The organism is Acidovorax sp. Leaf191 (assembly GCF_001424425.1).
In the GTDB taxonomy this organism is placed as follows: domain Bacteria; phylum Pseudomonadota; class Gammaproteobacteria; order Burkholderiales; family Burkholderiaceae_C; genus Acidovorax.
The window spans coordinates 104,323-128,682 of the sequence record NZ_LMPT01000001.1; the positions used below are offsets into that span (position 1 = coordinate 104,323).

A 24,360-nucleotide genomic window follows, 5' to 3' on the forward strand; every position below is an offset into this window, starting at 1 on the left:
TGAGTTGACTTATTCATAGCCGAGCTCCTTCAGGTACGCGGTCATCTGCACCTCCAAGACGGCGAGCTCCGCCTTGAGCCGCTCACGCTCATTACGCACGGCCATTAGGTCGATTTCAGCCTCTTCCTCAAAGGTGTCCACATAGCGAGGAATGTTGAGGTTGAAGTCGTTCTCCTCGATCTCCGCCTTTGTGGCGAGATAGGCGTACTTGGTGACGCTGTGCCGCGCCCGCACTGTGTCCACGATGCGCTGCAAGTCAGTATCGCGAAGCAGGTTCTGATTCTTGCCTGGTTCGAAGTCGCGGCTGGCATCGATGAACAGCACCTTCTCGTCGGCTTTGTTCTTGCGGAACACCAGCACGGCAGCGGGGATGCCTGTGCCGTAGAAAAGCTTCTCCGGCAGCCCGATCACCACATCCAGCAGGTTCTCCTCGATCAGCTTCTGGCGGATGCGCCCCTCTGCTGCGCCACGAAACAGCACGCCGTGCGGCACGACGACTGCCATGCGGCCGGTGCCGGGCTTCATGGTTTCGATCATGTGCAGGATGAAGGCGTAGTCGCCCTTGGTGCGGGGCGGTACGCCACGGCGGAAGCGGCTGAACTTGTCGGAGTCGGCCCCTTCGAAGCCCCACTTCTCCAGGCTGAAGGGCGGGTTCGCGACGACGATGTCGAAGTGCTTCAGGCTGGCCGTGCCGTCCAGCAGCTTGGGGTTGCGGATGGTGTCGCCCCATTCGATGCGATGGTTGTCCTCACCATGCAGGAACATGTTCATCTTGGCGAGGGCCCAGGTGCTGCCGATCGCTTCCTGGCCATAGAGGGCGTACTTGCGTGAGCCAGTGCTTTCGCGGACCAGGCGGCCGCACTTCATCAGCAGTGAGCCGGAGCCGCAGGTCGGATCGCAGATCTCGTCGCCCTCTTGCGGCGCCATCAATCGGGCCATCAGCGTCGAGACCTCGGGCGGGGTGTAGAACTCACCTGCCTTCTTGCCACTGGTAGAGGCGAAGTTCTTGATCAGGAACTCGTAGGCATTGCCGATCACGTCGAGCTGACCGACGCGGCTGGGGCGCAGGTCCAGTTCGGGCTTGGCAAAGTCCTCCAGCAGGTGGCGCAGGATGTCGTTCTTCTGCTGCTCGTCGCCCAGCTTGTTGGAGTTGAAGCTGATGTCCTGAAAGACATCGCGCAGTTTGGCGATGTTGGCTTCTTCGATGGCGTGCAGGGCCTTGTCGATGCGCTCGCCGTTGCCAGGGCTGTGCCGCTGGTTGTACAGGGCATAGAAGCTTGCGTCAGAGGGCAGGACGAAGCGCTCGCTTTTGAGCATCTCAGCAATCAACTCCGGGTGATCGCCGTATTGCTGCTTGTAGCTGTCGTAGTGGTCTTGCCAGACGTCCGAGACGTACTTCAAGAACAGCATCGTCAACACAAAGTCTTTGTAGATGCTGGGGTCGACGGTGCCCCGGAAGGTGTCGCAGGCGTTCCAGACGGCGGCGTTGATGTCGTCTTGGCTGACATTCGTAATTTCAGTCATCGGTACTCTCAGGTGAGATTCATGGGTTGCCCGCTGGCCAAGGCGGAAGCGAGTGCTTCAAGCTGAAGCTCGCGGTTTTGGATCAGGGCAGTCAGAACGGCCCGCTCACGAGCGGCTGCGGCAGCCAGATCTGTGACGGCCCTTTGCGTCGCAATCGGTGGCAGCGGAATCTCGAGCGCCTCAAGCGCTTGCCGGGTCACGCTGAGTTGCAGCGATCCAGAGGCCGCCTGCTGGAGCTGGCGTTGCACTGGGCCCTGCCCAACGACCCAGGCAAGGAATTCCGGCATCAACAGTTCACGAGCCTTGACCGTCAGGTGAAACAGGTGGGGCCCGCAGACGGCGGGCGCCGGCGGCTGATCAACGCACACGGCAAAGTAACGACTGCCCCTCGACACAAAGAGGAGGTCACCCCCGCTCAGCCAGTCCGGCTCCTTCCGCCCCAATAGTTCCGTACGGACCGCCGACGACCAGTCGACACCCCCGCCAGGCAGTATGTCCTTCATCTGCACAACGGCGACCGCCCCCTCAGGAAACGCCTCAACCGCGCCCCGAAAGGGGTGTCCGGCGCGGATGTGCACCAGATCGCCCAGCTTCATTTTTATTGCGGCATCGTTCATGTTGCACATCTTAGCGTGATCATGCTAGGATGCCAACACTGATTCCGTACGCAGCATAAACAATGACGCACTAAATGCGATTCTTACAACCACACAGGGAGGCAATTGCAGTGAAAAAGGGAACACTTGACACTTCCCCGTTTGGGAAGTCACAATACAATCATACCGGGGGGCCAAAGCGAGGCCTATGCAACTAGTCAACATACTCATCTTGGAGGAGCTGAAGGCGGCCCATGCAGATGCTCGGGGAGCGCTGGATGCCTGGCGCAAGGAAGTGGAAGGCGCGGCTTGGTCATCCCCACAAGACATCAAGGACCGCTACACCTCAGCAAGCTTTTTGGGTGACAACCGGGTCATATTCAACATCAAGGGCAACAGCTACCGGCTGGTTGTCAAAGTCCGTTTTCAGAACGGCATCGTCATGATCGAGTGGGGCGGCACACACGCCGAGTACGACAAGAAGAACTTCGGCCAGTGAGCCCCCATGACCCTCGATACCAGGAGAAGAACATGAGCACGCAGATTCGAGTACTGAAGACGGACGGCGACCACGCCGCTGCCGTTGCTCGGCTGTCTGAGCTGATGGACATGGACCCCGCAGTGGGATCCACGGAAGAGGCCGAACTGGAGCTGCTGGCCCTGCTCATCCAGTCGTACGAACAGAGCAAGTTCCCACCAACGCCGCCGGACCCAATCGACGCCATCCTGTTCCGGATGGATCAGCAGCGGCTGGCACACAAGGACCTCGTGCCCTACATCGGCTCGATGTCCAAGGTCTCCGAGGTGCTCAGCCGCAAGCGTCCGTTGAGCCTGGCGATGATTCGGCGGCTGCACGTAGGCCTGGGCATCCCGGCAGACGTGCTTATCGGCGAAGGGCAAGAGCTGTCGGTTGATTCGACGGTGGACTACACGAGGTTCCCATTGGCGGAGATGCAGGAACGCGGCCTGTTCGGGCCGAACAAGCGGCCGCTGCAGTCCCTGAAGGAATACGCGGAAGAACTAGTGACAGGCTTCTTTCGGTGCGCGTCGGGCCTCGGCGGACAGCCAGTCATGATGCGTGCGACGCTCCATCAAACGGGGGCACGGACCATGGACGAGTACGCATTCAAGGTCTGGCAAGCCTGCGTGCTGCGAAAGGCACGCGCCATGGCTCTCAAAGGTGCGTATCAGCACGGCGTCATTACGTCAGAGTGGATCCGCAACTTGACCCGGCTGTCGACCTTCGAGTCCGGTCCGCTGCTGGCACAGGAGTACCTCTCCAACCATGGCATTGCGTTGGTCTTTGAGCGGCACTTCGACAAGACCTATCTTGACGGGGCAGCCATGCTGGACGGCGAAGCACCGATCGTTGCGCTGACGCTTCGGCACGACCGCATCGACAACTTCTGGTTCGCCCTGCTGCACGAACTCATCCACGTTCAGCGGCATTTGACTGCTTCGGATCCGTGCATTGCCGACAACTTGGACGACAAGACGCGAACCAGCGATCAAGAGCTGGAGGCAGATCGAGAGGCGGGAGAAGCTTTGATCCCGGAGGCCGTTTGGGCCAATGCTCCCGTCAGGATCAGCCACTCCACCGAGGATGCTGTCGACTTAGCGCGGCAACTACAGATTCATCCGGCCATCATCGCCGGCAGAGTTCGTAAGGAGACAGAGAACTGGCGCTTGCTGTCAAACCTGATTAGCTCGGCTGGCAAGATCTCCGACTTGTTCAACAACCAACTGGCCTGCCAGTAAGGAAGGAGGAGCAACAAATGCTGCCGTACAAATAGGAAAGGGCAAGCTTGAGAGCTTGCCCTTAGGGGTGAATCTGACGCTAACGCCCGACTCGGTTTGGCGATTGAGAGTGTGTTTGCGTCGGAGCCCCTAGTCAAGGCTTCCAAGCGATGTCTGTGGTCTTTCGTGGCTTTCCGGTCACTGAAAAAAGTTCATTTCGCTTCAAGAAAGGGGCAACCATGCCCAACGCAAACGCATTCTCTCCTGCCCCAGATGGGCACTTCATCGAGGTCGCTGGCCTCGACCTCGTGTTCAAGCCTGTTCCTCTGGCTGACCACACCCCCACCGGAGCGCAAATTGCCAGCGCAGCTGGTTACAGCGATGCCCAGGTGGTCACCGTTCTCCACCTGTTGCCGAACGGCGAACTGGAAGACATTCGCCCTACTGAGGCGGTCAGCGTCATGGAGCCCGGTGGGCGGTTCATCGTCGCCGTCACCGACCGCTCGTATCGGCTGACCATCGATGGCAAACGCATTGATTGGCCGGTGCAGCGGATCTCCGGGAGCATCCTGCGTCATCTCGGCGTAGTTCAGGCAAATAAACTCCTCTACCTGGAACGCCAAGACAAGGCTGACGTTGTCGTCGAAGACCACGACTTGGTCGATCTTGGCCATGCAGGGGTTGAAGCCTTCTACAGCCGAGCACCGGTCTGGATCGTCAACATTCAGGGCGTCCGGCTCGAGGTGGCGACTCCCACGATCGTTGTCAGCGAAGCGATGCGCCAAGCGGGCTTTGACACCAATCAAGGCTGGCACATCTTCCTCAAGGTGGCAGGGCAACCAAAGCAGGCACTGGAACTCACCTCAGTCGTTGACTTGCGGGCCCCCGGTATTGAGAAGATCCGGTTGACCCCGAAAGACGTGAGCAACGGTGAAGCGGCACAAGCTCTTCGCCGTGACTTCCCGCTGCTGGATGTCGACGAACGCTTTCTCGACGAGCACTTCGTCCAGTGGGAGACGGTGCTCGACAACCAGCGGCGCTGGCTTCTGATCTTTGGATATCCGGTGCCCACGGGCTACAACGAACAGCAGGTCACCCTGGCCGTCGAAGTGCCGCCGACCTACCCCGGCGCGCAAATCGATATGTTCTATGTCTTCCCGAATCTCGCGCTCAACAGTGGCCAACTGATTGAGTGCACGCAGGTTCAGGAGGCCATCTGTGGACTGTCTTACCAGCGGTGGTCACGCCACCGGTCCTATGCCTGTCAGTGGCGACCGGACTCCGACAACGTCGTGACGCACCTTGCCTTGGTCGAGTCGGCGCTGGCCAAGGAGGTTCAGCAATGAACCCGTCGACCAACCTGACGATCACCACCGCCCTTCATCAGAAACTGCACGCTCACCTCTTTCCGGGTGATGGCCTTGAAGCAGCCGCCATCTTGCTCTGTGCTCGGACTCCGGGGCCGCGGGTGCGGCTGCTCGTGAAAGAGGTCTTGCTGGTGCCGCATTCAGCCTGCAAGGAGCGACGCTCGGACTATCTGGTTTGGCCTGGGGCGGCGATCGAAGAGGCAATCGACTTGGCGGAAGCTGATGGCCTCTCTTTGATGTTGACCCACTCGCATCCGGGCGGTCTGTTCGGCTTCTCGCGGCATGACGACCAGAGCGATCTGGTGACGGTGCCCGGCCTCATTCAAGCGCTTGGCGGCCTGCACGGCACAGCAATCATGACCCCTGACGGCGCCATGCTGGCACGTCTCTACCAACAGGACTTGTCACCTATCGCGATTAAGTCTGTGATGGTTGCTGGTGATGATCTCACCTGGCACTGGACCGACAGGCAGTTCAGCCCTCGACCAACTGCATTCACCAGCGAGGCGACCCAAGAGCTCGGTCGGCTCAGTGCCTGTGTAATCGGTGTGTCGGGCACAGGTTCGCTTGTTGCTGAGCAACTCGCGAGGCTTGGATTCGGCCAGGTGATCCTCATCGACTTCGACAAGCTTGAACTGCGCAACCTGAATCGAATCGTCAACTCAACGCTGGAAGACGCCAAGGTTCAACGACCTAAGGTCTTCGCCTTCGCCGATGCTGTGACCCGCTACAGAGGGGAGGGGGTTGCAGTGCCGGTGAACGCTTCAATCTCGACCCGCGAAGGAGTACTCCAGGCCAGCCAGGCCGACGTGATGTTCTCGTGCGTCGACACCCTTGACGCTCGACAGATCGCAGATCTTCTGGGTGCCAGTTTCTTGATCCCGCTGTTCGACGTAGGGGTCTCGATCCCCACCAGAAAAGCGAAGCGAGGAGCTGCCATCGCTGACGTCTGCGGGCGCATTGACTACGTCAGCCCAGGTGGCCCGACGCTTCAAGAGCGTGGGGTCTACGACCCCGCTTCGCTGCGCGCAGAGTACCTGCGGCGTTCAGCGCCAGATGCGCACACGGAAGAGATGCAGGCCGGCTATTTGCGCGGCGTTGCCGAAGAGGCGCCAGCAGTCATCGCGTTGAACATGAGGGCGGCATCCGCGTGTGTGATGGAGTTCATCGCGCGGGCCTACCCATTTCGCCACGAGTCCAACGCTGCGTACGCCAGAACGCAATTCAGCCTCGCTGCAAATGAAGAGGAAGCCTTCCCGGTCGAGTCTTTCCAGCTGGCGACCAACCCGCAGTTCGCACGCGGCGACTTGGAGCCGCTCCTAGGGCTACCCGCCCTTCGCATTCCGAAGTCGAAGGCATTTGCATGAATGCAAAGCGGCTGTTGCTGAGGCTGTTTGAATTCGTGGCGCCGGGTCGCCGTCTTCAGGTACTTAGCGGAGACAGCCTGCCTCTGAGGCTGCCGTTCAGGGCCCTCGTACTGGCGCGGGACGACGACGAAGACTGGTGTGTAGGCATGCGCTGCCCTTGCGGGTGCGGTAGGAAGATCGAACTGTTGTTGATCAAGGAGGCGGCACCGCGCTGGGATCTGGAGCTGGACCGGAACGGCCTCCCATCCTTAACCCCTTCGGTGTGGCTTCGTGACGGCTGCCGGTCGCACTTCTGGGTTCGCAAAGGCAAGGTTATATGGTGCTCCTAGCCCGCAGCTTTCCCAAGTCGTGAGGCCGACACAACAGCAAAGTCAAGGAGTCGCGAGGCGACGAAACCGGGCCGGATCAGTCAGCCTAACCGAAGCCGCCACGGGGAACGAGGGCCTTGCTGAGTAAGTCCCTCAGCATTGCGACCCGCTTTCGTAACAGCGCCGCCCTCTGCCCAAAAGACGGACAGGCCTCAGTCCGTCGGTTTCCGGTGTCTCAGACATTAATGCCACGTCTCGGACATTGATGGCAAAGAACAGCGGACGCAAAGCCGAGGCAGCCCCGCAGTGATTCACGGACTTAGCAAAATCGCAAAACTTTCCAGCTAGGCCAGCACGCTGCTCCGTGCGCTTATCGGCAGAGAGTGCCAACCGTAAGTCAGCCAGATCCCGTCTATGTTCGCAAAGTTCACTCTTTGTTATCAACAGATCTACATTCTGTTTGCAAAATCCACTCTCTGTTAGCAACAACCAACACCCTGAACCATGCTCCGCTATCTGACCGTCCCCGTCACGGCGTTCCAACAGAACTGCTCCATCGTCTGGTGCGATGCCACCCACAAGGCCGCGGTCATCGACCCGGGCGGCGATCTCGACACGCTGCTGGCCGAGACCGAGCGGCGGGGCCTGGCCCTGGAGCAGATCTGGCTCACGCACGCGCACATCGACCATGCGGGTGGCACGGGCGAACTGGCGCAGCGCCTGACCCTGCCCATCGTGGGCCCCCACCCCGGTGACCAGTTCTGGATCGACGGGCTGCCGCAGCAAAGCGCGATGTTCGGCTTTCCGCCAGCACAACCGTTCACGCCCACGCGCTGGCTGGCCGATGGCGACACGGTGCAGATCGGCCACGAGACGCTGCAGGTGCGGCACTGCCCCGGGCACACACCCGGCCACGTGGTGTTCCACGCCCCGCAGATCGACCGCGCCTTCGTCGGTGACGTGCTCTTTGCCGGCAGCATCGGGCGCACGGACTTTCCGATGGGCAACCACCAGGACCTCATCGACAGCATCACCCAGCGGCTGTGGCCCATGGGCGACCAGACGGTGTTCATCCCCGGGCATGGCCCGGAGAGCACCTTCGGGCGGGAGCGCCAGAGCAATCCCTACGTGGGCGGGACCTGATCAGCCTGCGGTGCACGAAGGCCTCCAGGGTTCTTTTTGGTCCCTACCGCTCACTGCGCAAGCGGTAGCAGCTATCAAAATGGGAGCATTCGCATTCCAGCGGATGACGCCGATGCATGCGCTGCAGCCCAGGCCAGCGCTGCCGTCCGGGCCTGCACCCGTACCCGTACCTGCACCCAAGGGTCCACCGAAGCAGGCTTTCCGGCAACTGACCGGTATTCGCTGCCCTGATCGTCGGATGCCTCGCGCAGGCGCGGCCTAGGATGTGACATTTTGTTAACAACCTCGGGCGTCATGCGCCCTCCGGCTGCTGCACGCCATGGATTCCTCTGCAAGCTCCTCCCCGCCCGCACCCCGTGCACCACGCCCCTACGAGCCTGCGCAGCGCGGCTCCAGCGTGGCGGGCAAGGCCTATTGGGCGATGGCGCAGCGGGTGGCGCTCACCGCAGCCTGCATCGATGGGCTGTACATCGCACTGTTTCTCTGGCTGGGCTCGGTGCCGCTCGCGCTGGTCAATGTGGTCAGCATCGCGATGTACCTGTGCGCCCATGCGCTCATCCGGCGGCGGCGCAACACGGCCGGCATCCTGCTCATCTGGCTGGAGGTGATCGCGCACTCGGCGCTGGGATCGCTGCTCGTGGGCTGGGACAGCGGCTTTCACTACTACCTGTTGCTGTTCATTCCTGCGGTGGTGATCGCCAACTCCGGCCGCTACGCCGTCCCCGTGGTGCTGGCGCTGCTGGCCTACTACCTGGGGCTGCGCCTGGTGTGCGACCACCTGGGCCCGCTGGCACCGCTGGCCGGGCAGGGGCAGAAGATCGTCAACATGTTGCACGTGTGCGTGGTCTTCGGCATGTTCGCGGCGCTGGCGGCGTTCTACCGGCGCACCATCCTGATCGCCGAGAACCGCCTGCTCAGGCAGGCCACGCTCGATGCGCTGACGGGGCTGAACAACCGGGCGCACTTCCAGACGCTGGCCGGGCACACGCTCACCCGCATCCAGCGCACGGGCGAGCCGGTGGCGCTCATGCTGTGCGACATCGACCATTTCAAGCAGGTGAACGACCGCCACGGCCACGCGGCGGGGGACCGCGTTCTGGTGGCCGTGGCGCAGGTGCTCGCCGGCCAACTGCGCGAGAGCGACGTGCTCGCGCGCTGGGGCGGCGAGGAGTTTCTGGCGCTCATGCCGGCCAGTTCGCTGGCATCCGCCGTGGAGGTGGCTGAGCGCATCCGCGCGGCCATCGAGCGGATTACCCTGGACCACCAGGGTGTGCCCGTGCCGCTGACGATGTCGTTCGGCGTGGCGCAGGTGGCCAGCAGCGACGACCTGCCCGCGGCCATCGCGAGCGCCGACAAGGCGCTGTACCGCAGCAAGCACGACGGCCGCAACCGCGTGACCGCTCAGCCCTTGCGTGCCGCTTCGTAGAGCTTTTGCACCTTGGGCACGTTCATCTCCAGCTCCTTGATGCGCGCGGGGCCCGAGGGGTGGGTGGACAGAAAGGCCAGCCCGCCCTGCTTGCCGCCCGTGGCATTGCCCATCTTCTTCCACAGGCTGACCGACGCCGCGGGGTCGAACCCGCCGCGGGCCGCCAGCTCCAGCCCCACCAGGTCGGCCTCGCTCTCGTCCGACCGGCTGAACTGCAGCGTGAGCAGCTGCCCGCCCAGGCCGGCCGCGGCCTGGCCCAGATCGCCCAGCCCCAGCAGCTGCGAGCCCAGGCGCAGCGCCAGGTTGGTACCCTGGGTCTTGGCCAGGCGTTCGCGCGCATGCTCGCGCAGGGCATGGGCCATTTCGTGGCCCATGATCATCGCGGTCTCATCGTCGGTGAGCTTGAGCTGATCGAGGATGCCGGTGTAGAAGGCGATCTTGCCGCCGGGCATGCAAAAGGCGTTGATCTGCTGGCTGCCGATCAGGTTGACCTCCCAGCGCCACTGCTTGGCGCGGTCGTTCCACGGCGCGGTGTACGGGATCAGGCGCTTGGCGATGGCATGCAGGCGCTGCAGCTGCGGGTGGCCCTCCGGCGCGAGCGCACGCTTGGCCTTGGCCTGCTCGAGCATCTGGCGGTACTGCTGGGCGGCGGAGTTCTCCAGCGTTTCCGCCGGGATCAGCTTGCGCACACTGGAGGCCGTGCCCACATCCACCTGCGCCATCACGGGCGCGGCAGCGGTGGCGCCAGCGGCCAGCAGGAAGGCGCGGCGCGCGGACCAGGGCGACGAGGGAGCGACGGAAGGCGTGGGGCACAGAAGGCACATACCGGATCACCTGAAGGGAAGGGAAGAGGGCAAGGGAATAATAGGCGGCTGCACTGACGCGGGACCGCACGGCACAGGCCGTGTCCCCCGCAGCGGCGTTGCCAGCCCGATGGAGGCCGGCGCGCCAGGCTGCAAGGTGTCAGCGATGATAGACAAAACCCCCGGGCGCCCATGTCAGACACCTCCGCCAACCAATCCCCCTCCACCCACCCCGCCCTGCCCCCCGAAACGCCCCGCCGCACCCCCTGGCTGCAGACGCTGCGCGTGTACCTGGAGCCCGCCAGCCTGCGCATGCTCACGCTCGGCTTCGCGGCCGGGCTGCCGCTGCTGCTGGTGCTGGGCACGCTGTCGTTTCGCCTGCGCGAGGCGGGCATCGACCGCAGCACCATCGGCTACCTGAGCTGGGTGGGCCTGGCCTACGGATTCAAATGGGTGTGGGCGCCGCTGGTGGACCGCATGCCCATCCCCGGCCTGACCGCGCTGCTGGGCCGGCGCCGCAGCTGGCTGCTGCTGTCGCAGGCCATCGTGGTCGCCGGGCTGATCGGCATGGCGGTCTGCGACCCGCGCCTGACCCTCGGGCCCATCGTGTGGTGCGCGCTGGCGGTGGCGTTCGGCTCGGCCACGCAGGACATCGCGCTCGACGCGTACCGCATCGAATCGGCCGACGCCAACCACCAGGCGGCGCTGGCCGCGTCCTACCAGACGGGCTACCGCCTGGCCATGATCTGGGCGGGCGCGGGCGTGCTGTGGATCGCGGCACGCGCCGAGGTGGCACCGGCCCTCGGCCAGGCCATCGCCCAAGGTGCGGCGGCCTACCAGAACGGCGCCTGGCGAACGGCCTACCTGGTGATGGCCGCCTCGATGGCCGTGGGCGTGGTCACGGTGCTGTTCTCGCGCGAGCCCGCGCCGGTGCAGCTGCCCCCCGCGAAGAACGCGGCCGAATGGATCCAGGGCGCGATGATCGAGCCGTTTGCCGACTTCCTGCGCCGCTACGGCTGGCACGCGGCGCTGATCCTCGCACTCATCGCCGTCTACCGCATCAGCGACGTGGTGATGGGCATCATGGCCAACCCGTTCTACGTGGACATGGGCTTCACCAAGGACGAGGTGGCCGCCGTCACCAAGGTGTACGGCGTCATCATGACCCTGGCGGGCGCCTTCGTGGGCGGCGTGCTGTCCATGCGCTTCGGCGTGATGCGCATCCTGATGCTGGGCGCCATCCTGAGCGCGGCCAGCAACCTGCTGTTCGCCTGGCTCGCAGGGCATGGGCACGATGTGACGGCGCTGATCGCGGTGGTCTCGGCCGACAACCTGGCCAGCGGCATCGCCTCGGCCGCGTTCATCGCCTACCTGTCGAGCCTGACCAACGTGAGCTACTCGGCCACGCAGTACGCGCTGTTCAGCTCCATGATGCTGCTGCTGCCCAAGTTCGTCGCGGGGTTTTCGGGCGACTACGTGAACGCCTTCGGCTACGCGCACTTCTTCACGTCGACGGCGCTGCTGGGGCTGCCGGTGCTGGTGCTGGTGTGGCTGGCATCGCGGGTGCGGGCGCCTGCGGCACCACAGGCAACGCAATCCGCACACACGTCCCCTGGCCCGGCGCAGCCGTGATCTCCAACAGCGCGCCAACGGCCTGCGCACGCGCCCGCATGTTGGCCAGGCCCTGGCCGCGTGCCTGCGCCGTGCCCTCCATGCCCACGCCGTTGTCGGCAATCTCCAGCACCAGGCGCGGCGGCTGATTCGCCAGCGCGGCCTGGTGGCGAGCACTCACCCGCACGCTCGTGGCCTGGGCATGCCGCAGCACATTGGTGAAGGCCTCCAGCAGGATGCGCTGGATCTGCAGCACCATGTGCGGCGTGAGGGTGTCGAGCGTGGGCAGCTCCTGCACCTGCCAGTCCACCTGGATGCCCGTGGCCGCCAGGCGCGGCTGCAGCCGGTAGCGCAGGGTGGCCAGCACCGTGCCCAGGTCGCCATCCACCGGCTGCATGGCATCCACGGCCATGCGCAGTTCATCCAGCGCGGCATTGGCGTGCTCGCGCAGTTCGGCGCGGCTGGCGCGGCCCTTGCCGATGAGGCTGAGCAAGCCCACCAGCTGCGAGCCCACACCGTCGTGGATGTCGCGCATGATGCGCTGGCGCTCCTGCAGCGCTGCGTGCTGCGCGTGTTCTTGCTGTAGCAGGTCGTAGCTGACCTGCAGCTCGCGCTCGCGCTGGCGCACCTTCTCGTCCAGCGAGTTGCTCAGGCCCTGGTAGGCGCGCGCCTGGCGGCCGTAGCGGCTCAGGATGAGCCAGCCCACCAGCAGCACGAACAGCATGGTGGCCAGGGGCAGCACTGTGGTGCGGCCCTGCCCCGCACTGGGAATGCGCACCGCGATGAAGTCGTAGATGCTCGCGCCGACAGGGATGAAGCTTGCCAGGCACAGCGCGATCGCCTCGGGCTCCCGCGTCACCACCGCGTGCCGGGTCGACAAAGCGTAGGCAAAGAACGCGGGCGGAAACAACAGCGCCAGGCCCAGCGTCCAGAGCCAGGGCACGCCCGCTCCGAACGCGCCCGAGATCACCACGACCTCCACCACCAGCCATGCCCAGAATGCCTGGCGCACGCGCGGGCCATCGCATCCCACCATCGCCAGCGCGAAGCGGGTGAGCAGCAGCAGATGGATGGCCAATGCAAAAGCCATGAGACCGCCCCACAGCGGCCAGCCTATGGGCGGTGTCTCCCACAGCCTGTCGCCATACCGCACGATGCCAAACGGTGCGCACAGCGCAAAGTACCCATACACCGGCTCGCGGTTCAAGCGCCACAAGCCACCGGCAATCACCCCGGTGAGCGCCAGTGAAAACACCACGCCGACCGCAGCCCACTGCCGCCAGACATAGCGCTCGTGATACTCGGGCAGCAGGCTTGCCTCGGGCCCGAATTGCGGCGTGGCAAGCCCACCCCAGCGCCCGGGTTGCGCGGTCACGCGCACCTCGAGCGGGGTGGGCTCCACGTCGGACAGAAAACTCGCGGGTACCGGCATCCACAGCGGCGACTTGGCAGCGTCGGTGCGGGTGTCTCCCAGTGCCCCACGGTGCATGAGCAACTCGCCACCCACATACACCTCCACCTGGTTTCCGATCCGCGGGAAGTACACGCCCGACAGCGGGTTGCCCTTGGGCACGGGGGGGATCTCCAGCACATAGCGCGCCTTCCCGGACAGGCCCGCGAACGCCTTGTCCCACCGGTGGGGCAGCGTCAACTTGCCGGACCACGGCGCCGCGCCCTCGGGCTCCAGGTACGCGAAGGCCTTGTGCAACACGTGAACACCGGGCTGTGCGGCAGAGGCCGGTGCGGCGTCGTGATCCGCATCTTGTGCACCCGCCAGCCCTGCCCACGATGCAAGCACGATCCAGAGCACCGGCCACAGCACCCACCGGCACAGCGCCACACCGCCGCGCGCGCGGGCCGAAGTGCGGCTACAAAAGCCCCATCTGCCGCGCCTCGAAGATGGCCTCGGCTTTGGAATGGACGGCCAGCTTGCTGTAGATGTTCTTGACATGGGACTGGACGGTGGAGGGCGCGATGCCCAGGAGTTCTGCGACCTCGGCATAGGTGTAGCCACGTGCGAGCTTCGCCAGAATATCCTGCTCGCGCGCCGTGAGCGTATCGGCCGGCGCCAGGCTGTGGGGCACGGCCGGGCGCGGCGACAGCCTGGCGAGCAATTGCCGCGCGATGATGGGCGTCATGGGCGAGCCGCCCGCACGCAGGCTCAGCACGTGCTGCGCCAGGTCGTCCTCCGTCCCGTCCTTGAGCAGGTAGCCGCGCGCACCGGCTTCAAAGGCATTCATCATGTTGGCCTCGTCGCCGAACATGGTGATGACCATGACTTCAGTGACCGGAGACAGCGCGCGGCACTGGCGGATGACTTCCAGGCCGGAGCCGTCCGGCAGGCCCAGGTCCACCAGCAGCACATCCACGCTGTTGTCGCGCAGCCAGCCCACCATGTCGCCGACGGTGGCGGCGGTGAAAGCCAGGCTCAGGCGCGGCGCGCGGGAGAGCGCCTGCACCAGGCGCTCCCGTGTGCGGGGGTCGTCTTCCACCAGGGCGACCGAGATCTCCGGGCTGGGCAAGGGGGTGCGGTGCATGGCGTTCAAGCAGCGTCGTGGCGGCAGGCCCGCGGTACCCGGCGTGGCACGGGTGTGCGGTCACGGCACATCAAAGACCCCTGCGCCGGCTGCCGACACCAGGCCCTCAGCCACCGCATCAGACCACGCGAAGTCGCGCTGGCACAGCAGCGCCTCGTGCAGCCGGTGCTGCTGCGGGTTGATGCGCAGCAGCAGATAGTCGTGCTGCGGGCCTACGCCAGCGCTGTCCGAGAAATCCAGGCAGCTGTGGCCCTGGCGCGCAGGCACGAAGTCTTCGTCCACGCCCAGCAACGCACCCGCGCCATCGAACCAGTCGGCAAACCGCAGCGTCTGGTCATGGCGATTGCGTGTCATCACCACCGGGAGCTCCAGCCCTCCCAGGCCTGCCTGGCGGCGGTATTCGGACGCCTTGAGCATGGGCGCCGACAGCACGATACGGTTCAGGTTCGCCAGACGGTGCCCGCCCACGCCCATGCGCTCCAGAGCGTGGTGCAAGGCGAGACATCCCGCGCTGCGCGCGAGCACCACCTTGGCCAGCCCCGCATAGGCCGGCTGCGCCGCCACCGTGTTGAACGCATGCAGCACGGTCGCCAGCGCAAAGCTGCCGCCCTGGGCACCCTGCCGGGCGCGCGGCACACCACTGAGCGCGGCAAGCACACCGCCACCGCGCCCCGCCTCCCAGCCATACAACACCGGCTCGCATGCGGGATACACCGCACGCAGCCCATAGGCCTGCTCCAGCCCCATGGCGGGAGACTTGCCAAAGCCATGGATGAACAGCACCACCGCGGTTTTTTCCGGCTGCGCCAGCGCACGGTCGAACGCGGATTGCACCAGGCGGTAGGTGGCTGCGGGCCAGTCGCCGGGGCGGCCCATGTCCGCCTCACCCTCCAGGCGTGCCGAACCATCTGCCGCCACGCACCAGTGCACGGGTTCGGCATAGTGCCCATCCTGCAAAGGCTCGTCCAGATACACCGCGTCCAGGCCGTCGAGGCCCTGGGGCAGCGACACCTGCGTCCGGTCCCGGAACGCACCGGACCGCGTCCGGGCCGCCAGCACCGCCACAGGATGGTCATCCGCTGCGGCGTCCACGCGGCTGTGCGCCTGGGCCTGCAGGGGCTCGGTCCAATCGCCGGCATCGAAGGGCAGCGGCGGCATCGGAGGGTCGGGCTCCCACGCGCCGCCACGCGACTGCGCCCACAACTGCACCTCGACCACGCCGCCCGTGCGCCAGGTCTCCGGCACGGTCGCCACGCCATACGAGGGGGCAAAGCGCTGGGGTCCGTACCGGCCGATCGCAGCGCCGGACGAGAGCACCTGCACCACCCGGCTGCTGGCGCCATCGGAGGCGGGCAAGCGGCCGCTCCAGACGTTGGCATGCACATCGCCCCCCAGAAACAACACCGGCCGCCGCGCCGCGCGCAGGGTGCCGTCGTACTCCGCATAGCTGTGCCCGCCCTCGGCATGCCAGCCTTGCTGGGACAACAGGTAGTGGTGGGCCATGGGCGTTCCCGCCGCCACCAGCAGCAGGCCGGCGCCGGGCTCGCCCGCTGCATCCCGCAGCGCCCGGGCCTGTTCCACGCCCAGCAGGCTGGCACCCGGCGCCCGCGCCTGGCGGTGCCAGCGCGTGTCGAGCAGCAAGCAGGTGGGGCCATCCTCTGCACCCAGAGCACCCGACCAGAACAGGTCGCCGACGCCAGCGGGCAGAGGGCTGTCCCAGTCGGGGGGCAGCCCGGCCGGGTAGGCAGCATCGACAGCCGCTTCGCGCAACTGGTGTTCGAACTGCGCCCACAAGCGGCGCGATACCGCCTTCACGCGCTCGGGCACGCCGTGCCGGTAGGCATCGCCAGTGCCGTCCACGCCCAGGCTGTTGTTCCACGCGTAGTCGTGGTCATCCCAGGTCAGCAGCAGCCGGGCCGGGTCCGACCGCCCGGCAAAGCCGCAGCCCATGTCGCGAAAGGCCTGCACACCCCACTGCAACGCGTAGCGCCGGTGCATATCGATGGCATAGGCCCGCAGGCCCTGGACGGGCTCGCGGGCGATCAGCGAGCGCCAGTCCCTGGCGCCGGGCCCGAGGCCCCAATCCATGTAGATGTGGTCTCCCAGCAGCATCAGCACGTCCGGCTGCTCGTGTTCTGCGATGCGCCTCCATATCTCTTGGTCTGCCACACGCTCGGCGTCCATGCAGGAAGTGAAGACGATTTTCATGCGCCCCAGCGTAGGGGCAAACCTGCCGGCACACAAGACGGACGGCCCCCATGTTCATGGGATGCGCAGCGTGCCGCATTTGCAGACAGTCAGGCAACCGCTGAGCATCGCCATCGAGCGCCTGCGGTGACGGCATCTTCACCTTCCACAACCATGATCAGGAGCGACTCCATGCACACATCTTCTTCCCCTCTGGCGCTGGCACTGGGCGGCGCCCTGGCCCTGACCCTCACGGCCTGCGGCGGCGGGTCGTCCTCCGACGACACCGCTCCTCCTGCACCAGCGCCGGACACCAAGGTCACACTGACCGGTACCGTCGTCGTCGACCAGGCCATCCGCAATGCCATCGTGTGCCTGGACCTGAACAACAACGGCACCTGCGACGCCACCGAACCCGTCTCCGCCCGCACCGGCGCAGACGGCGCCTACACCCTGACCTACGACACCGCGCAGACCAGCGCAACGCAGGCCGCCGCCGCATCGCTGATAGCGCCCATGGTGCCCGGAGCCCTGGCCGACGCCAACACCACCATCGATGCTGCCGACACGACCGAGGGCAACACCGCTGCGCGCTATGTGCTGCGGCAGGTTCCCGGCAAGGCCGGGCAGATCAACCCCCTGACCACCCTGGTCACCGCCGGCATCACGGCAGGCATGACCGAGGCTGCGGCGCGCAGCAATGCCGCGCTGCAGCTGGCCATTGCTCCCGCCAAGATCGACAACTACCAGGACGACGCCCCGACCGCGGGGGTGATGCTGGACAGCGCACGCAGCATGGCCAAGGTCGTCGCGGCGAGCCTGGAAGAAGGGACCACGCTGGTGGTGGGCGACCAGCAGTCGGCCGTGACGGCAGCCACGGGTGATTTGTCGAGCTTCATCTACACCGACTCGGCGAACTACTCGTACCGGACCATCGACTCCGTCGCCAAGCCCAGCGGAACCGCGGGCTCCACCCTGCGGGACGTGCGCGGCGGCATGACTGCCGGGTCGCCCACGCCCGCCAGCACGCTCTACAACCAGGCCTACCTCACGTCGGCCGGATGGCAGCGTTGCGACGACACCATCCTGCTGCAGAGCACCATCGGCTCGCCCAGCCGCAACACCTTCTGCGGTGCCCTGTCGCAGGTAGGCTTCACCAAGCGCGAGGACGTCGACACGCGCACCATGGCCAGCGTGGTGAGCTCCCTGCAGACCGACGCCGACACCAACACCATCAACAACAACGGCACATCGACCGCCGCGCTGCTCACCAGCCTGGGCACGGCCACGTTCCCGGCCGGCTCCCGGATTCACACCCGCTACAACCTCTCGCTCGACCAGCCGGTGCTCATCAACAGCATTGCGGCCGATTCCCGGCCGGCCAGCGAGACCACGCTGGAGCAGATGATCACCGCCCGGCCCGCCTCCGCCGTGGTGCTGAGCACCGGTGCAGGCACGCTCTCCCTCGGAATCTCCAGCGGCCCGGCGCGGGCCCTGCGCGTCGCCTTCACCGGCACGACGAGCCCCACCGCAGGCACGGTGCAGTTCTACGAATGCGATCTGAACAGCACGCAAACGGTACTCTCCAACTGCGCAACCACACAGACCGGCACATACGCCATTGCCACGGTGCACGGCGTCAAGGTGATGCGTTTTGCAGGCCACGCCGCGACGACGATGGGCCACACGCGCTCATACGCCGAAGTGGCCAATGCGCCGACCATCGTGAGCGGAAGCCGGGTGTTCCAGGTGCGCGAGAACAAGACCGACATCGACTCGAACTTCACCACCTCCCGCCGCCTGAACGCCGCAGCGTGGACGGCCCTGCGCGCACAGGCCGGCATTTGACCCAAGCGATCTCCTCGCGTGCTGCCAAGAGCACGTTGTTCAGGCTCCCTGCGGGGAGCCTTTTTTTTCGCCACGCACACGCCAGCGCCGAAGCCGGCATGCGCTAGCCACCCGCGCCTTGGCTTTACGGAAGCTTTACCTGACCGACAAAACCGCGTGACCCCGCCTCGCGACCATGAGTGGCACCCGCTACTACACTGCCCCCATGAGCTCCCAACTGCTGATGATCGAAGACGATGCCCGCCTCGCGCAGATGGTGGGTGAGTACCTGGGCCAGTCGGGCCTGCAGGTCACGCACCGTGCCGATGGCAAAAGCGGCCTGGCCCAATTGCAAGGGCCCGACGCCGGCGCGCTGCCCGACCTCGTGATCCTGGACCTGATGCTGCCCGACATGGACGGGCTGGAGGTCTGCCGCCGCATCCGCTCGCTGCAGGGCAGTGCGGCGCAGGTGCCGGTGCTGATGCTGACCGCTAAGGGCGACCCCATGGACCGCATCATCGGCCTGGAGCTGGGTGCCGACGACTACCTGCCCAAACCCTTCGAGCCGCGCGAGCTGCTCGCCCGCATCCGCGCCATCCTGCGCCGGCGCACCGATGGCGGCAGCACGCCAGCCACGCAGGCGCTGCGCTTCGGCACGCTCGAGATCGACCGCGACGCGCGCACCGTCACCGTGGCCGGCCAGCTGGCCGACCTCACCTCCTACCAGTTCGACCTGCTCGTGGCGCTGGCCGAGCGCGCAGGCCGGGTGCTGACCCGCGACCAGATCATGGAGGCCGTGCGCGGCCGCGAGCTGGAGGCGTTTGACCGCAGCATCGACGTGCACATGGGCCGCATCCGCGCGGCCATCGAGGCCGACGCCAAGAACCCGCGCCGCATCCTCACCGTGCGCGGCGTGGGCTACGTGTTCGCCAAGCAACAGGACTAGCTGGGTGTCCCTGTCCACGCCCTTCTCCCGCCGCCTGTACCTGCGCATCTGGCTGGCCGTGGTCGGCGGCATCGCGGTGCTGACGCTGTCCGTGGGCTGGGCCTGGCGCATGGCCGAGGAGCAGAAGGCCCAGAATGCCCAGCCCTTCGTGCCCCCGTCGCGCGAGATGGTGCTGCGCGACAACACCGGCAACGTGGTGCTGCGCGGCTTGGCCACCCGCCAGCCCAGCGAGCCCGGCGAAGGGGCGGAATTCCACATCGAATCCGAAGACGGCCAGCCCTTCGTGCTGCAGATGGCACCGCGCCAGCCCCGGGGCGAGCGCGGTGAACGTGGCGGCGGCGGCGGCCGGCCGGGCGACGCTTTCTGGACCCGCCCGCCCTTCGGCTTTTTGTGGCTGCTGGGCATCGTGGGCCTGGCGGTGGCGATCGGCGTGTACCCCATCATCCGCCGCCTCACACTGCGGCTGGAGGCGCTGCAGCGCAGCGTGCAGCGCTTTGGAGAGGGCGATTTGTCGGTGCGCGTGCCCGAGCAGGGGCAGGACGAGGTGGCCGACCTGGCGCGCCAGTTCAACGCTGCGGCCGAGCGGGTGGAGAAACTCGTCAAGTCGCACAAGTCGCTCTTGGCAAATGCCTCGCACGAGCTGCGCTCGCCGCTCACCCGCATCCGCATGGGCATGGAGCTCATGGTCGGGCAGCAGCCCTCGCCCGCGTTCCGCGAAGAGATCCTGCGCAACATCGCCGAGCTCGACCAGCTGGTGGACGAGATCCTGCTGGCCAGCCGCCTGGATGCGCGCGAGGCCGACGTGGGCACCGTGGAGCTGGTGGACCTGATCGGCCTGGCCGCCGAAGAATGCGCCCGCGTGGACGCCGACCTGGATGTGAGCGCCAGCCCCGATTCGGTGGACGTGATGGGTGTCTCCAAGCTGCTGCGCCGCGCCATCCGCAACCTGCTGGAGAACGCACGCCGCTACAGCACGGGCGAGATCACGGTGGTGGTCGACCGCGGACAGGGCCACGCCGAAGTGCGGGTGTGCGACCGCGGCCCCGGCGTGCCGCTGACGCACCGCGAACGCATTTTCGAGCCCTTCTACCGGCTGCCCGGTGCCAGCGAACGCGCCGGTGGCGTGGGCCTGGGGCTGTCGCTGGTGCGCTCCATCGCCGGGCGCCACAACGGCACCGTGCACTGCGAGGACCGCGAGGGTGGCGGCGCGTGCTTCGTGCTGAGGCTTCCGCTATCACATTGATAGCTTATAGCGCTTGATGGACAAGCGGTAGAAGCCTTTTTTACCCTAAAAAGCCGCTCAAGCCGCTCAACCCGTCGAGACCTTGTGCTGCGGACTCCAGCGCCATGCCATGACGCCGTACAGCACCGCACCCAACAGCAGCACCGACCCCGCCACGCCCAGCGCCCAATCGAACCCCTGCGCCCTTGAGCCTGCCCGCGCCAGCAGCGCGGCGGCCATGGGCGGGCCGGCGATCTGCCCGATGCCGTACAGCGCCGTCATCAGGCCGGTGAAGCCCGCACCCGCCTGCGGCCACTGGTAACGCGCCTCCTGCAGCGCAAAGAACGTGATGGCCGTGAACGGCAGGCCCAGCAGCAGGCTGCCCAGCGCAAAGCCCGCAGGCCCGGGCCACAGCACGCCCAGCGCCACCCCGCCGGCCTGCAGCACATAGGCCGCGGCCAGCAGCCAGCGCCGGTCGCGCGTGGGGGCGATGCGCGTGGACAGCAGCGCGCCCAGCGCGACACCCGCGCCGAAGATGGGCCAGAACAGGTCGGGCCACACCGAGCCCGCGGGCAGTGCGGCGCGCGCAATGACCGGCAGGAAGGTGGCGGTGACGATGTACCCCAGGCCCGCCAGGCCGTAGGCGATGGCGAGCAAGGCCCGCTCCGCAGCCGGGCGTGGTGCAGGCGTCGCTGATGCCGCACCGGTGCTGCCGGGCGCGGCAGCCAGGGGCGCCTCACCCCCCTGGAACACCGCCCACGCGCCCGCGCACAGCACGGCTGCGAGCAGGCTGAAGGCCGCCCAGCCGGCCGCGGCGCTCCAGCCCGCGGCCACCATGGCACTGGTGGGCAGGCCGGTGATGACGATGCCCAGCCCCGGCCCGCAAAAAATCAGCCCGCCCCACGCCGGGCGTCCCAGGTGCGCCAGCCGCCCCATGCACCAGTTGGCCGTGCCCAGGAACACCAGCGCGCTGGCCACGCCCGCCAGCATGCGCAGCAGCGGCCACGCCGCAGGCCAGGGCAGTGCCAGCATGCCGGTGAGGAGCACGGTGGCCACCAGCCCGCAGCGCACCAGCGTGGCATTGCCGGGCACGCCACCCAGCCGACGGCCCAGCCAGGGCAACGCCATGTACAAGAGCGCCCCCGCCAGGTAGCCGGCGTAGTTGGCCGTGGCCAGCCAGCTGCCGGTGGCGATGTCGACCACGCCGTCGTGCAGCATCATGGGCAGGAGCGGGGTGAAGGCGAAGCGGCCGATGCCCATGGCCGCGGCCAGTGCGGCCATGCCGGCCAGGGCCACGCGCAGCGCTGCGGCGCCGTCGGTGTGCGGATGATCGGCGGAGGGAGAAAGAGACGCCTGGGTCACGGTGCAGGGTGGCGAAGGGTTGCCACGGGGGTGGAGGGTGCTTATCATCTTAGCAAGAGATTGAATTTTTGTAATTCATACTTTTTAAAGATGGAAAAAGCCCCACCCCTTCTGGACCTGGCCGCCCTCGACATTTTCCGCACCGTGGCGGTAGAGGGCAGCGTCACGCGCGCTGCCGAGCGGCTGTCGCGTGTGCAGTCCAACGTGACCACGCGGGTGCGCCAGTTGGAGGCCGACCTGGGCACGCCGCTATTCCTGCGCGAGGGCAAGCGCATGGCGCTCACGCCCGAGGGCCAGGTACTGCTGGGCTATGCCGACCGGCTGCTCGCGCTGGCCGAGGAGGCGCGGCAGGCGCTGCAACCCGGCCCGCCCGCCGGCCGCCTGCGACTGGGATCGATGGAAAGCACCGCGGCCAGCCGCCTGCCCGCGCCGCTGGCGCGGCTGCACAGCCAGTGGCCCGGCGTGGCGCTGGAGCTGACGACCGCCGCGACCCGCGTGCTGGTGGAACGCCTGCGCGCGCACGCGCTCGACGCGGTGCTGGTGGCCTGGCCACCGGGCCAGCCCGCCGACCCGGCCCTGGAAACCCGGCCGGTGTTCACGGAAGAGCTGCTGCTGGTCCTGCCCGCCGGCCACCCGCATGCCGCCGGCCCCGACCAGGTGCAGCCCGGCACGCTGGCGGTGTTCGAGCCCGGCTGCACCTACCGCCGCATCGCGCAAGAGTGGTTCGCGCCCCGGCGGCAGCCGATGCAGTTGCTGGAGCTGGGCTCGTACCACGCCATCCTGGCGAGTGTGGCGGGCGGCGGCTGCGCGGGCATCGTGCCGCGCTCGGTGCTCAGCATCTCGCCGCACGCGGCCTTGCTGAGCCAGCAGCCGATCACCACCATCACCACCTTGCTGACCTGGCGCCAGGGCTACCGCTCGGCCGCGCTCGATGCGCTGCAGCAGGTGCTGGTCGACTGACCGCCTTCAGCTCGTTTCCCCTTTCTTTGTTTCCCACTTCATTTCCTTCTTTCTTTCTTTCTTTCACGGAACGTCACCATGCCCGACCGCAGCCTGCGCACCGCCCTCTCCCTTCGCCTGCCCATCGTGCAGGGGCCCATGACCGGCGCCGACACGCCGGCCCTGGCGGCCGCCGTGTCGGCGGCCGGCGGGCTGGGCACGCTGGGCTGCGGCATGCGCTCGCCGGCGGCCATGGCCGAGGCTGCCGCCGAGGTGCGTCGCCGCACCGACCGGCCCTTCGGCCTCAACCTCTTCGTGCAGGACACGCCCACGCCCGATGCCGCCACCGTCGATTTGGCGCTGGCGCGCGTGGCGCCGCTGTACGCCGAGTTCGGCCTGCAGGCCGCCGTGCCCGCACGCTGGTGCGAGGACTTCCGTGCGCAGTTCGATGCCCTGGTCGAGGCGCGGCCCGCGGTGGCCAGCTTCACCTTTGGCATCCTCACGGCCGCACAGGTCGAGCGACTGCACAGCGCGGGCTGCTACGTGATCGGCACGGCCACGACGGTGGCCGAAGCCCTGGCCTGGGCCGACGTGGGGGCCGATGCCGTGTGCGCATCGGGCATGGAGGCCGGGGGCCACCGCGGCACCTTTTTGCCCACGGGCCGGCCGCAGGCCGAGGGACTTGCGCCTGCTGGCTCCACCATGCGTGCGGGGATGCCATCACAGGCCGACTTCGCCGCATCGATGGTGGGCGTGATGGCCCTGGTGCCGCAGTGCGTCGATGCGCTGCGCCCCCGCGGCGTGGCCGTGATCGCGGCCGGCGGCATCATGGACGGCCGCGGCATCGCTGCGGCGCAGGCGCTGGGGGCCGAGGCCGTGCAGATGGGCACCGCCTTCCTCGCCTGCGACGAATCGGGCATCGGCCGCGCCTACCGCGACGCCATGGCCCAGGCCATCGCCACCGACACGCGCACGACCCGCGTGTTCTCGGGCCGCCCGGCGCGCGGCATCGTCAACCCCATGCTGCAGAAGCTGCACGCCCACGAGACCGATGTGCCGGCCTACCCCGTGCAGAACGCCCTCACCGGCGCCCTGCGCCGGGCCAGCGCCGAAGCCGGCCGCGCAGACCACCTCTCGCTGTGGGCCGGCCAGGGCGTGGCCGGGGTGCGGCCCATGCCGGCCGCACAGCTGGTGGCCGCGCTGGAAGCGGAATGGCGGGCTGCGCTGGCTGCGCTGGCTGCGCAAGCGGCGCTGCTGCAAGCGCAGCAACGCTATTGATTTAATAGCTGCCTGCGCCTTCTGGAAAAGCGATAGCGGCCCATTTGAATCAAAAATCCCGACGCCAAGGCCAAGGTTTGCGTCGTCTGCGCCTTGGCTTCGACAGGCTCAGCCCGAACGGATGAGGGGCGGGGTTAGAGCCGCGCAGGGTAAGGGCCCCGGCCCTCGCAACTGGCGCGC

The 24,360-nt window shown here is 66.8% G+C and carries 19 protein-coding genes and 1 pseudogene; 13 read left to right on the forward strand and 7 right to left on the reverse strand.

Annotated elements, in window-relative coordinates:
• Nucleotides 1–9: 9 nt before the first annotated feature.
• Nucleotides 10–1,524 carry a type I restriction-modification system subunit M gene (locus tag ASG27_RS00440; RefSeq protein WP_056410218.1) on the reverse strand — a complete coding sequence of 505 codons (1,515 nt, stop codon included), beginning with the start codon at nucleotides 1,522–1,524 and terminating at the stop codon, nucleotides 10–12.
• Between the two features lie 8 nt (nucleotides 1,525–1,532).
• Nucleotides 1,533–2,141 (reverse strand): restriction endonuclease subunit S, encoded by a 609-nt coding sequence (locus tag ASG27_RS00445; protein WP_056411530.1) that lies wholly within the window; start codon nucleotides 2,139–2,141, stop codon nucleotides 1,533–1,535.
• Between the two features lie 187 nt (nucleotides 2,142–2,328).
• Between ASG27_RS00445 and ASG27_RS00450 the strand changes: the two genes are divergently transcribed.
• The 7 genes from ASG27_RS00450 to ASG27_RS00480 all read left to right on the forward strand — a co-directional run bounded on the left by ASG27_RS00450 (nucleotide 2,329) and on the right by ASG27_RS00480 (nucleotide 9,468).
• On the forward strand, nucleotides 2,329–2,619 hold the full coding sequence (locus ASG27_RS00450; protein WP_056410220.1) for a type II toxin-antitoxin system HigB family toxin: 291 nt from the start codon (nucleotides 2,329–2,331) through the stop codon (nucleotides 2,617–2,619).
• A gap of 32 nt (nucleotides 2,620–2,651) precedes the next feature.
• Nucleotides 2,652–3,878, forward strand: coding sequence for an ImmA/IrrE family metallo-endopeptidase (locus ASG27_RS00455; protein WP_056411533.1), 1,227 nt, complete (start codon nucleotides 2,652–2,654; stop codon nucleotides 3,876–3,878).
• Between the two features lie 218 nt (nucleotides 3,879–4,096).
• On the forward strand, nucleotides 4,097–5,203 hold the full coding sequence (locus ASG27_RS00460) for a multiubiquitin domain-containing protein (RefSeq protein ID WP_056410221.1): 1,107 nt from the start codon (nucleotides 4,097–4,099) through the stop codon (nucleotides 5,201–5,203).
• Nucleotides 5,200–6,591: a ThiF family adenylyltransferase gene (locus tag ASG27_RS00465; protein ID WP_056410223.1), complete on the forward strand. Its 1,392-nt coding sequence runs from the start codon at nucleotides 5,200–5,202 to the stop codon at nucleotides 6,589–6,591. Before ASG27_RS00460 ends, ASG27_RS00465 begins: the two co-directional genes overlap by 4 nt.
• A 146-nt stretch (nucleotides 6,592–6,737) precedes the next feature.
• Nucleotides 6,738–6,920 carry a DUF6527 family protein gene (locus ASG27_RS27825; protein WP_235503888.1) on the forward strand — a complete coding sequence of 61 codons (183 nt, stop codon included), beginning with the start codon at nucleotides 6,738–6,740 and terminating at the stop codon, nucleotides 6,918–6,920.
• 483 nt (nucleotides 6,921–7,403) lie between these two features.
• Complete coding sequence (locus tag ASG27_RS00475; protein ID WP_056410228.1) at nucleotides 7,404–8,042, forward strand: MBL fold metallo-hydrolase; 639 nt, start codon at nucleotides 7,404–7,406, stop codon at nucleotides 8,040–8,042.
• 319 nt (nucleotides 8,043–8,361) lie between these two features.
• On the forward strand, nucleotides 8,362–9,468 hold the full coding sequence (locus tag ASG27_RS00480; protein ID WP_056410230.1) for a GGDEF domain-containing protein: 1,107 nt from the start codon (nucleotides 8,362–8,364) through the stop codon (nucleotides 9,466–9,468).
• On the opposite strand, the gene ASG27_RS00485 is transcribed toward ASG27_RS00480, so the two are convergent.
• Nucleotides 9,444–10,292 (reverse strand): M48 family metallopeptidase, encoded by an 849-nt coding sequence (locus ASG27_RS00485; RefSeq protein WP_056410232.1) that lies wholly within the window; start codon nucleotides 10,290–10,292, stop codon nucleotides 9,444–9,446. The two genes, ASG27_RS00480 and ASG27_RS00485, sit on opposite strands and share 25 nt — an antisense overlap.
• A 171-nt stretch (nucleotides 10,293–10,463) precedes the next feature.
• On the opposite strand from ASG27_RS00485, the gene ASG27_RS00490 reads away from it, so the two are divergent.
• A complete protein-coding gene (locus ASG27_RS00490) occupies nucleotides 10,464–11,903 on the forward strand; it encodes an AmpG family muropeptide MFS transporter (RefSeq protein ID WP_056410234.1) in 1,440 nt (479 codons plus the stop codon).
• Nucleotides 11,904–11,913: 10 nt separating this feature from the next.
• Here ASG27_RS00490 and ASG27_RS27830 read toward each other — a convergent pair.
• The 3 genes and pseudogenes from ASG27_RS27830 to ASG27_RS00505 all read right to left on the reverse strand — a co-directional run.
• Nucleotides 11,914–13,833 (reverse strand): annotated as a pseudogene (locus ASG27_RS27830) (sensor histidine kinase); the annotation flags it as partial.
• Entirely contained in the window at nucleotides 13,751–14,419 is a 669-nt protein-coding gene (locus tag ASG27_RS00500) for a response regulator (protein WP_056411535.1), read from the reverse strand. The gene ASG27_RS00500 and the pseudogene ASG27_RS27830, both read right to left, overlap by 83 nt.
• Before the next feature lie 60 nt (nucleotides 14,420–14,479).
• On the reverse strand, nucleotides 14,480–16,627 hold the full coding sequence (locus ASG27_RS00505) for an alkaline phosphatase D family protein (protein ID WP_156370389.1): 2,148 nt from the start codon (nucleotides 16,625–16,627) through the stop codon (nucleotides 14,480–14,482).
• A 171-nt stretch (nucleotides 16,628–16,798) separates the two neighbouring features.
• On the opposite strand from ASG27_RS00505, the gene ASG27_RS00510 reads away from it, so the two are divergent.
• From ASG27_RS00510 to ASG27_RS00520, 3 genes are all read left to right on the forward strand, one after another.
• Nucleotides 16,799–18,454 (forward strand): hypothetical protein, encoded by a 1,656-nt coding sequence (locus ASG27_RS00510; protein WP_056410239.1) that lies wholly within the window; start codon nucleotides 16,799–16,801, stop codon nucleotides 18,452–18,454.
• A gap of 205 nt (nucleotides 18,455–18,659) precedes the next feature.
• Complete coding sequence (locus tag ASG27_RS00515) at nucleotides 18,660–19,379, forward strand: response regulator transcription factor (RefSeq protein ID WP_056410241.1); 720 nt, start codon at nucleotides 18,660–18,662, stop codon at nucleotides 19,377–19,379.
• A gap of 4 nt (nucleotides 19,380–19,383) precedes the next feature.
• Nucleotides 19,384–20,622, forward strand: a complete 1,239-nt coding sequence (locus ASG27_RS00520; protein ID WP_056410242.1) for a HAMP domain-containing sensor histidine kinase — start codon at nucleotides 19,384–19,386, stop codon at nucleotides 20,620–20,622.
• A gap of 66 nt (nucleotides 20,623–20,688) precedes the next feature.
• Here the strand turns inward: ASG27_RS00520 and ASG27_RS00525 are convergent, their stop codons facing one another.
• A complete protein-coding gene (locus tag ASG27_RS00525; protein ID WP_082485686.1) occupies nucleotides 20,689–22,011 on the reverse strand; it encodes a YbfB/YjiJ family MFS transporter in 1,323 nt (440 codons plus the stop codon).
• A 42-nt stretch (nucleotides 22,012–22,053) separates the two neighbouring features.
• Between ASG27_RS00525 and ASG27_RS00530 the strand changes: the two genes are divergently transcribed.
• Together ASG27_RS00530 and ASG27_RS00535 are read left to right on the forward strand one after the other, a co-directional pair.
• Complete coding sequence (locus ASG27_RS00530) at nucleotides 22,054–22,923, forward strand: LysR family transcriptional regulator (RefSeq protein ID WP_200912357.1); 870 nt, start codon at nucleotides 22,054–22,056, stop codon at nucleotides 22,921–22,923.
• A gap of 78 nt (nucleotides 22,924–23,001) precedes the next feature.
• Nucleotides 23,002–24,180 (forward strand): NAD(P)H-dependent flavin oxidoreductase, encoded by a 1,179-nt coding sequence (locus ASG27_RS00535; protein ID WP_056410245.1) that lies wholly within the window; start codon nucleotides 23,002–23,004, stop codon nucleotides 24,178–24,180.
• Nucleotides 24,181–24,360 lie beyond the last annotated feature (180 nt).

Bases quoted from the DNA above. Each gene is read 5' to 3' on its own strand.
- ASG27_RS00440 (WP_056410218.1), bottom strand. From the start codon at position 1,524: ATGACTGAAATTACGAATGTCAGCCAAGACGACATCAACGCCGCCGTC.
- ASG27_RS27825 (WP_235503888.1), top strand. From the start codon at position 6,738: ATGCGCTGCCCTTGCGGGTGCGGTAGGAAGATCGAACTGTTGTTGATC.
- ASG27_RS00485 (WP_056410232.1), bottom strand. From the start codon at position 10,292: ATGTGCCTTCTGTGCCCCACGCCTTCCGTCGCTCCCTCGTCGCCCTGG.
- ASG27_RS00535 (WP_056410245.1), top strand. From the start codon at position 23,002: ATGCCCGACCGCAGCCTGCGCACCGCCCTCTCCCTTCGCCTGCCCATC.
- ASG27_RS00500 (WP_056411535.1), bottom strand. From the start codon at position 14,419: ATGCACCGCACCCCCTTGCCCAGCCCGGAGATCTCGGTCGCCCTGGTG.
- ASG27_RS00445 (WP_056411530.1), bottom strand. From the start codon at position 2,141: ATGAACGATGCCGCAATAAAAATGAAGCTGGGCGATCTGGTGCACATC.
- ASG27_RS00510 (WP_056410239.1), top strand. From the start codon at position 16,799: ATGCACACATCTTCTTCCCCTCTGGCGCTGGCACTGGGCGGCGCCCTG.
- ASG27_RS00505 (WP_156370389.1), bottom strand. From the start codon at position 16,627: ATGAAAATCGTCTTCACTTCCTGCATGGACGCCGAGCGTGTGGCAGAC.
- ASG27_RS00525 (WP_082485686.1), bottom strand. From the start codon at position 22,011: ATGATAAGCACCCTCCACCCCCGTGGCAACCCTTCGCCACCCTGCACC.
- ASG27_RS00465 (WP_056410223.1), top strand. From the start codon at position 5,200: ATGAACCCGTCGACCAACCTGACGATCACCACCGCCCTTCATCAGAAA.
- ASG27_RS00515 (WP_056410241.1), top strand. From the start codon at position 18,660: ATGAGCTCCCAACTGCTGATGATCGAAGACGATGCCCGCCTCGCGCAG.
- ASG27_RS00530 (WP_200912357.1), top strand. From the start codon at position 22,054: ATGGAAAAAGCCCCACCCCTTCTGGACCTGGCCGCCCTCGACATTTTC.
- ASG27_RS00460 (WP_056410221.1), top strand. From the start codon at position 4,097: ATGCCCAACGCAAACGCATTCTCTCCTGCCCCAGATGGGCACTTCATC.
- ASG27_RS00450 (WP_056410220.1), top strand. From the start codon at position 2,329: ATGCAACTAGTCAACATACTCATCTTGGAGGAGCTGAAGGCGGCCCAT.
- ASG27_RS00480 (WP_056410230.1), top strand. From the start codon at position 8,362: ATGGATTCCTCTGCAAGCTCCTCCCCGCCCGCACCCCGTGCACCACGC.
- ASG27_RS00490 (WP_056410234.1), top strand. From the start codon at position 10,464: ATGTCAGACACCTCCGCCAACCAATCCCCCTCCACCCACCCCGCCCTG.
- ASG27_RS00455 (WP_056411533.1), top strand. From the start codon at position 2,652: ATGAGCACGCAGATTCGAGTACTGAAGACGGACGGCGACCACGCCGCT.
- ASG27_RS00475 (WP_056410228.1), top strand. From the start codon at position 7,404: ATGCTCCGCTATCTGACCGTCCCCGTCACGGCGTTCCAACAGAACTGC.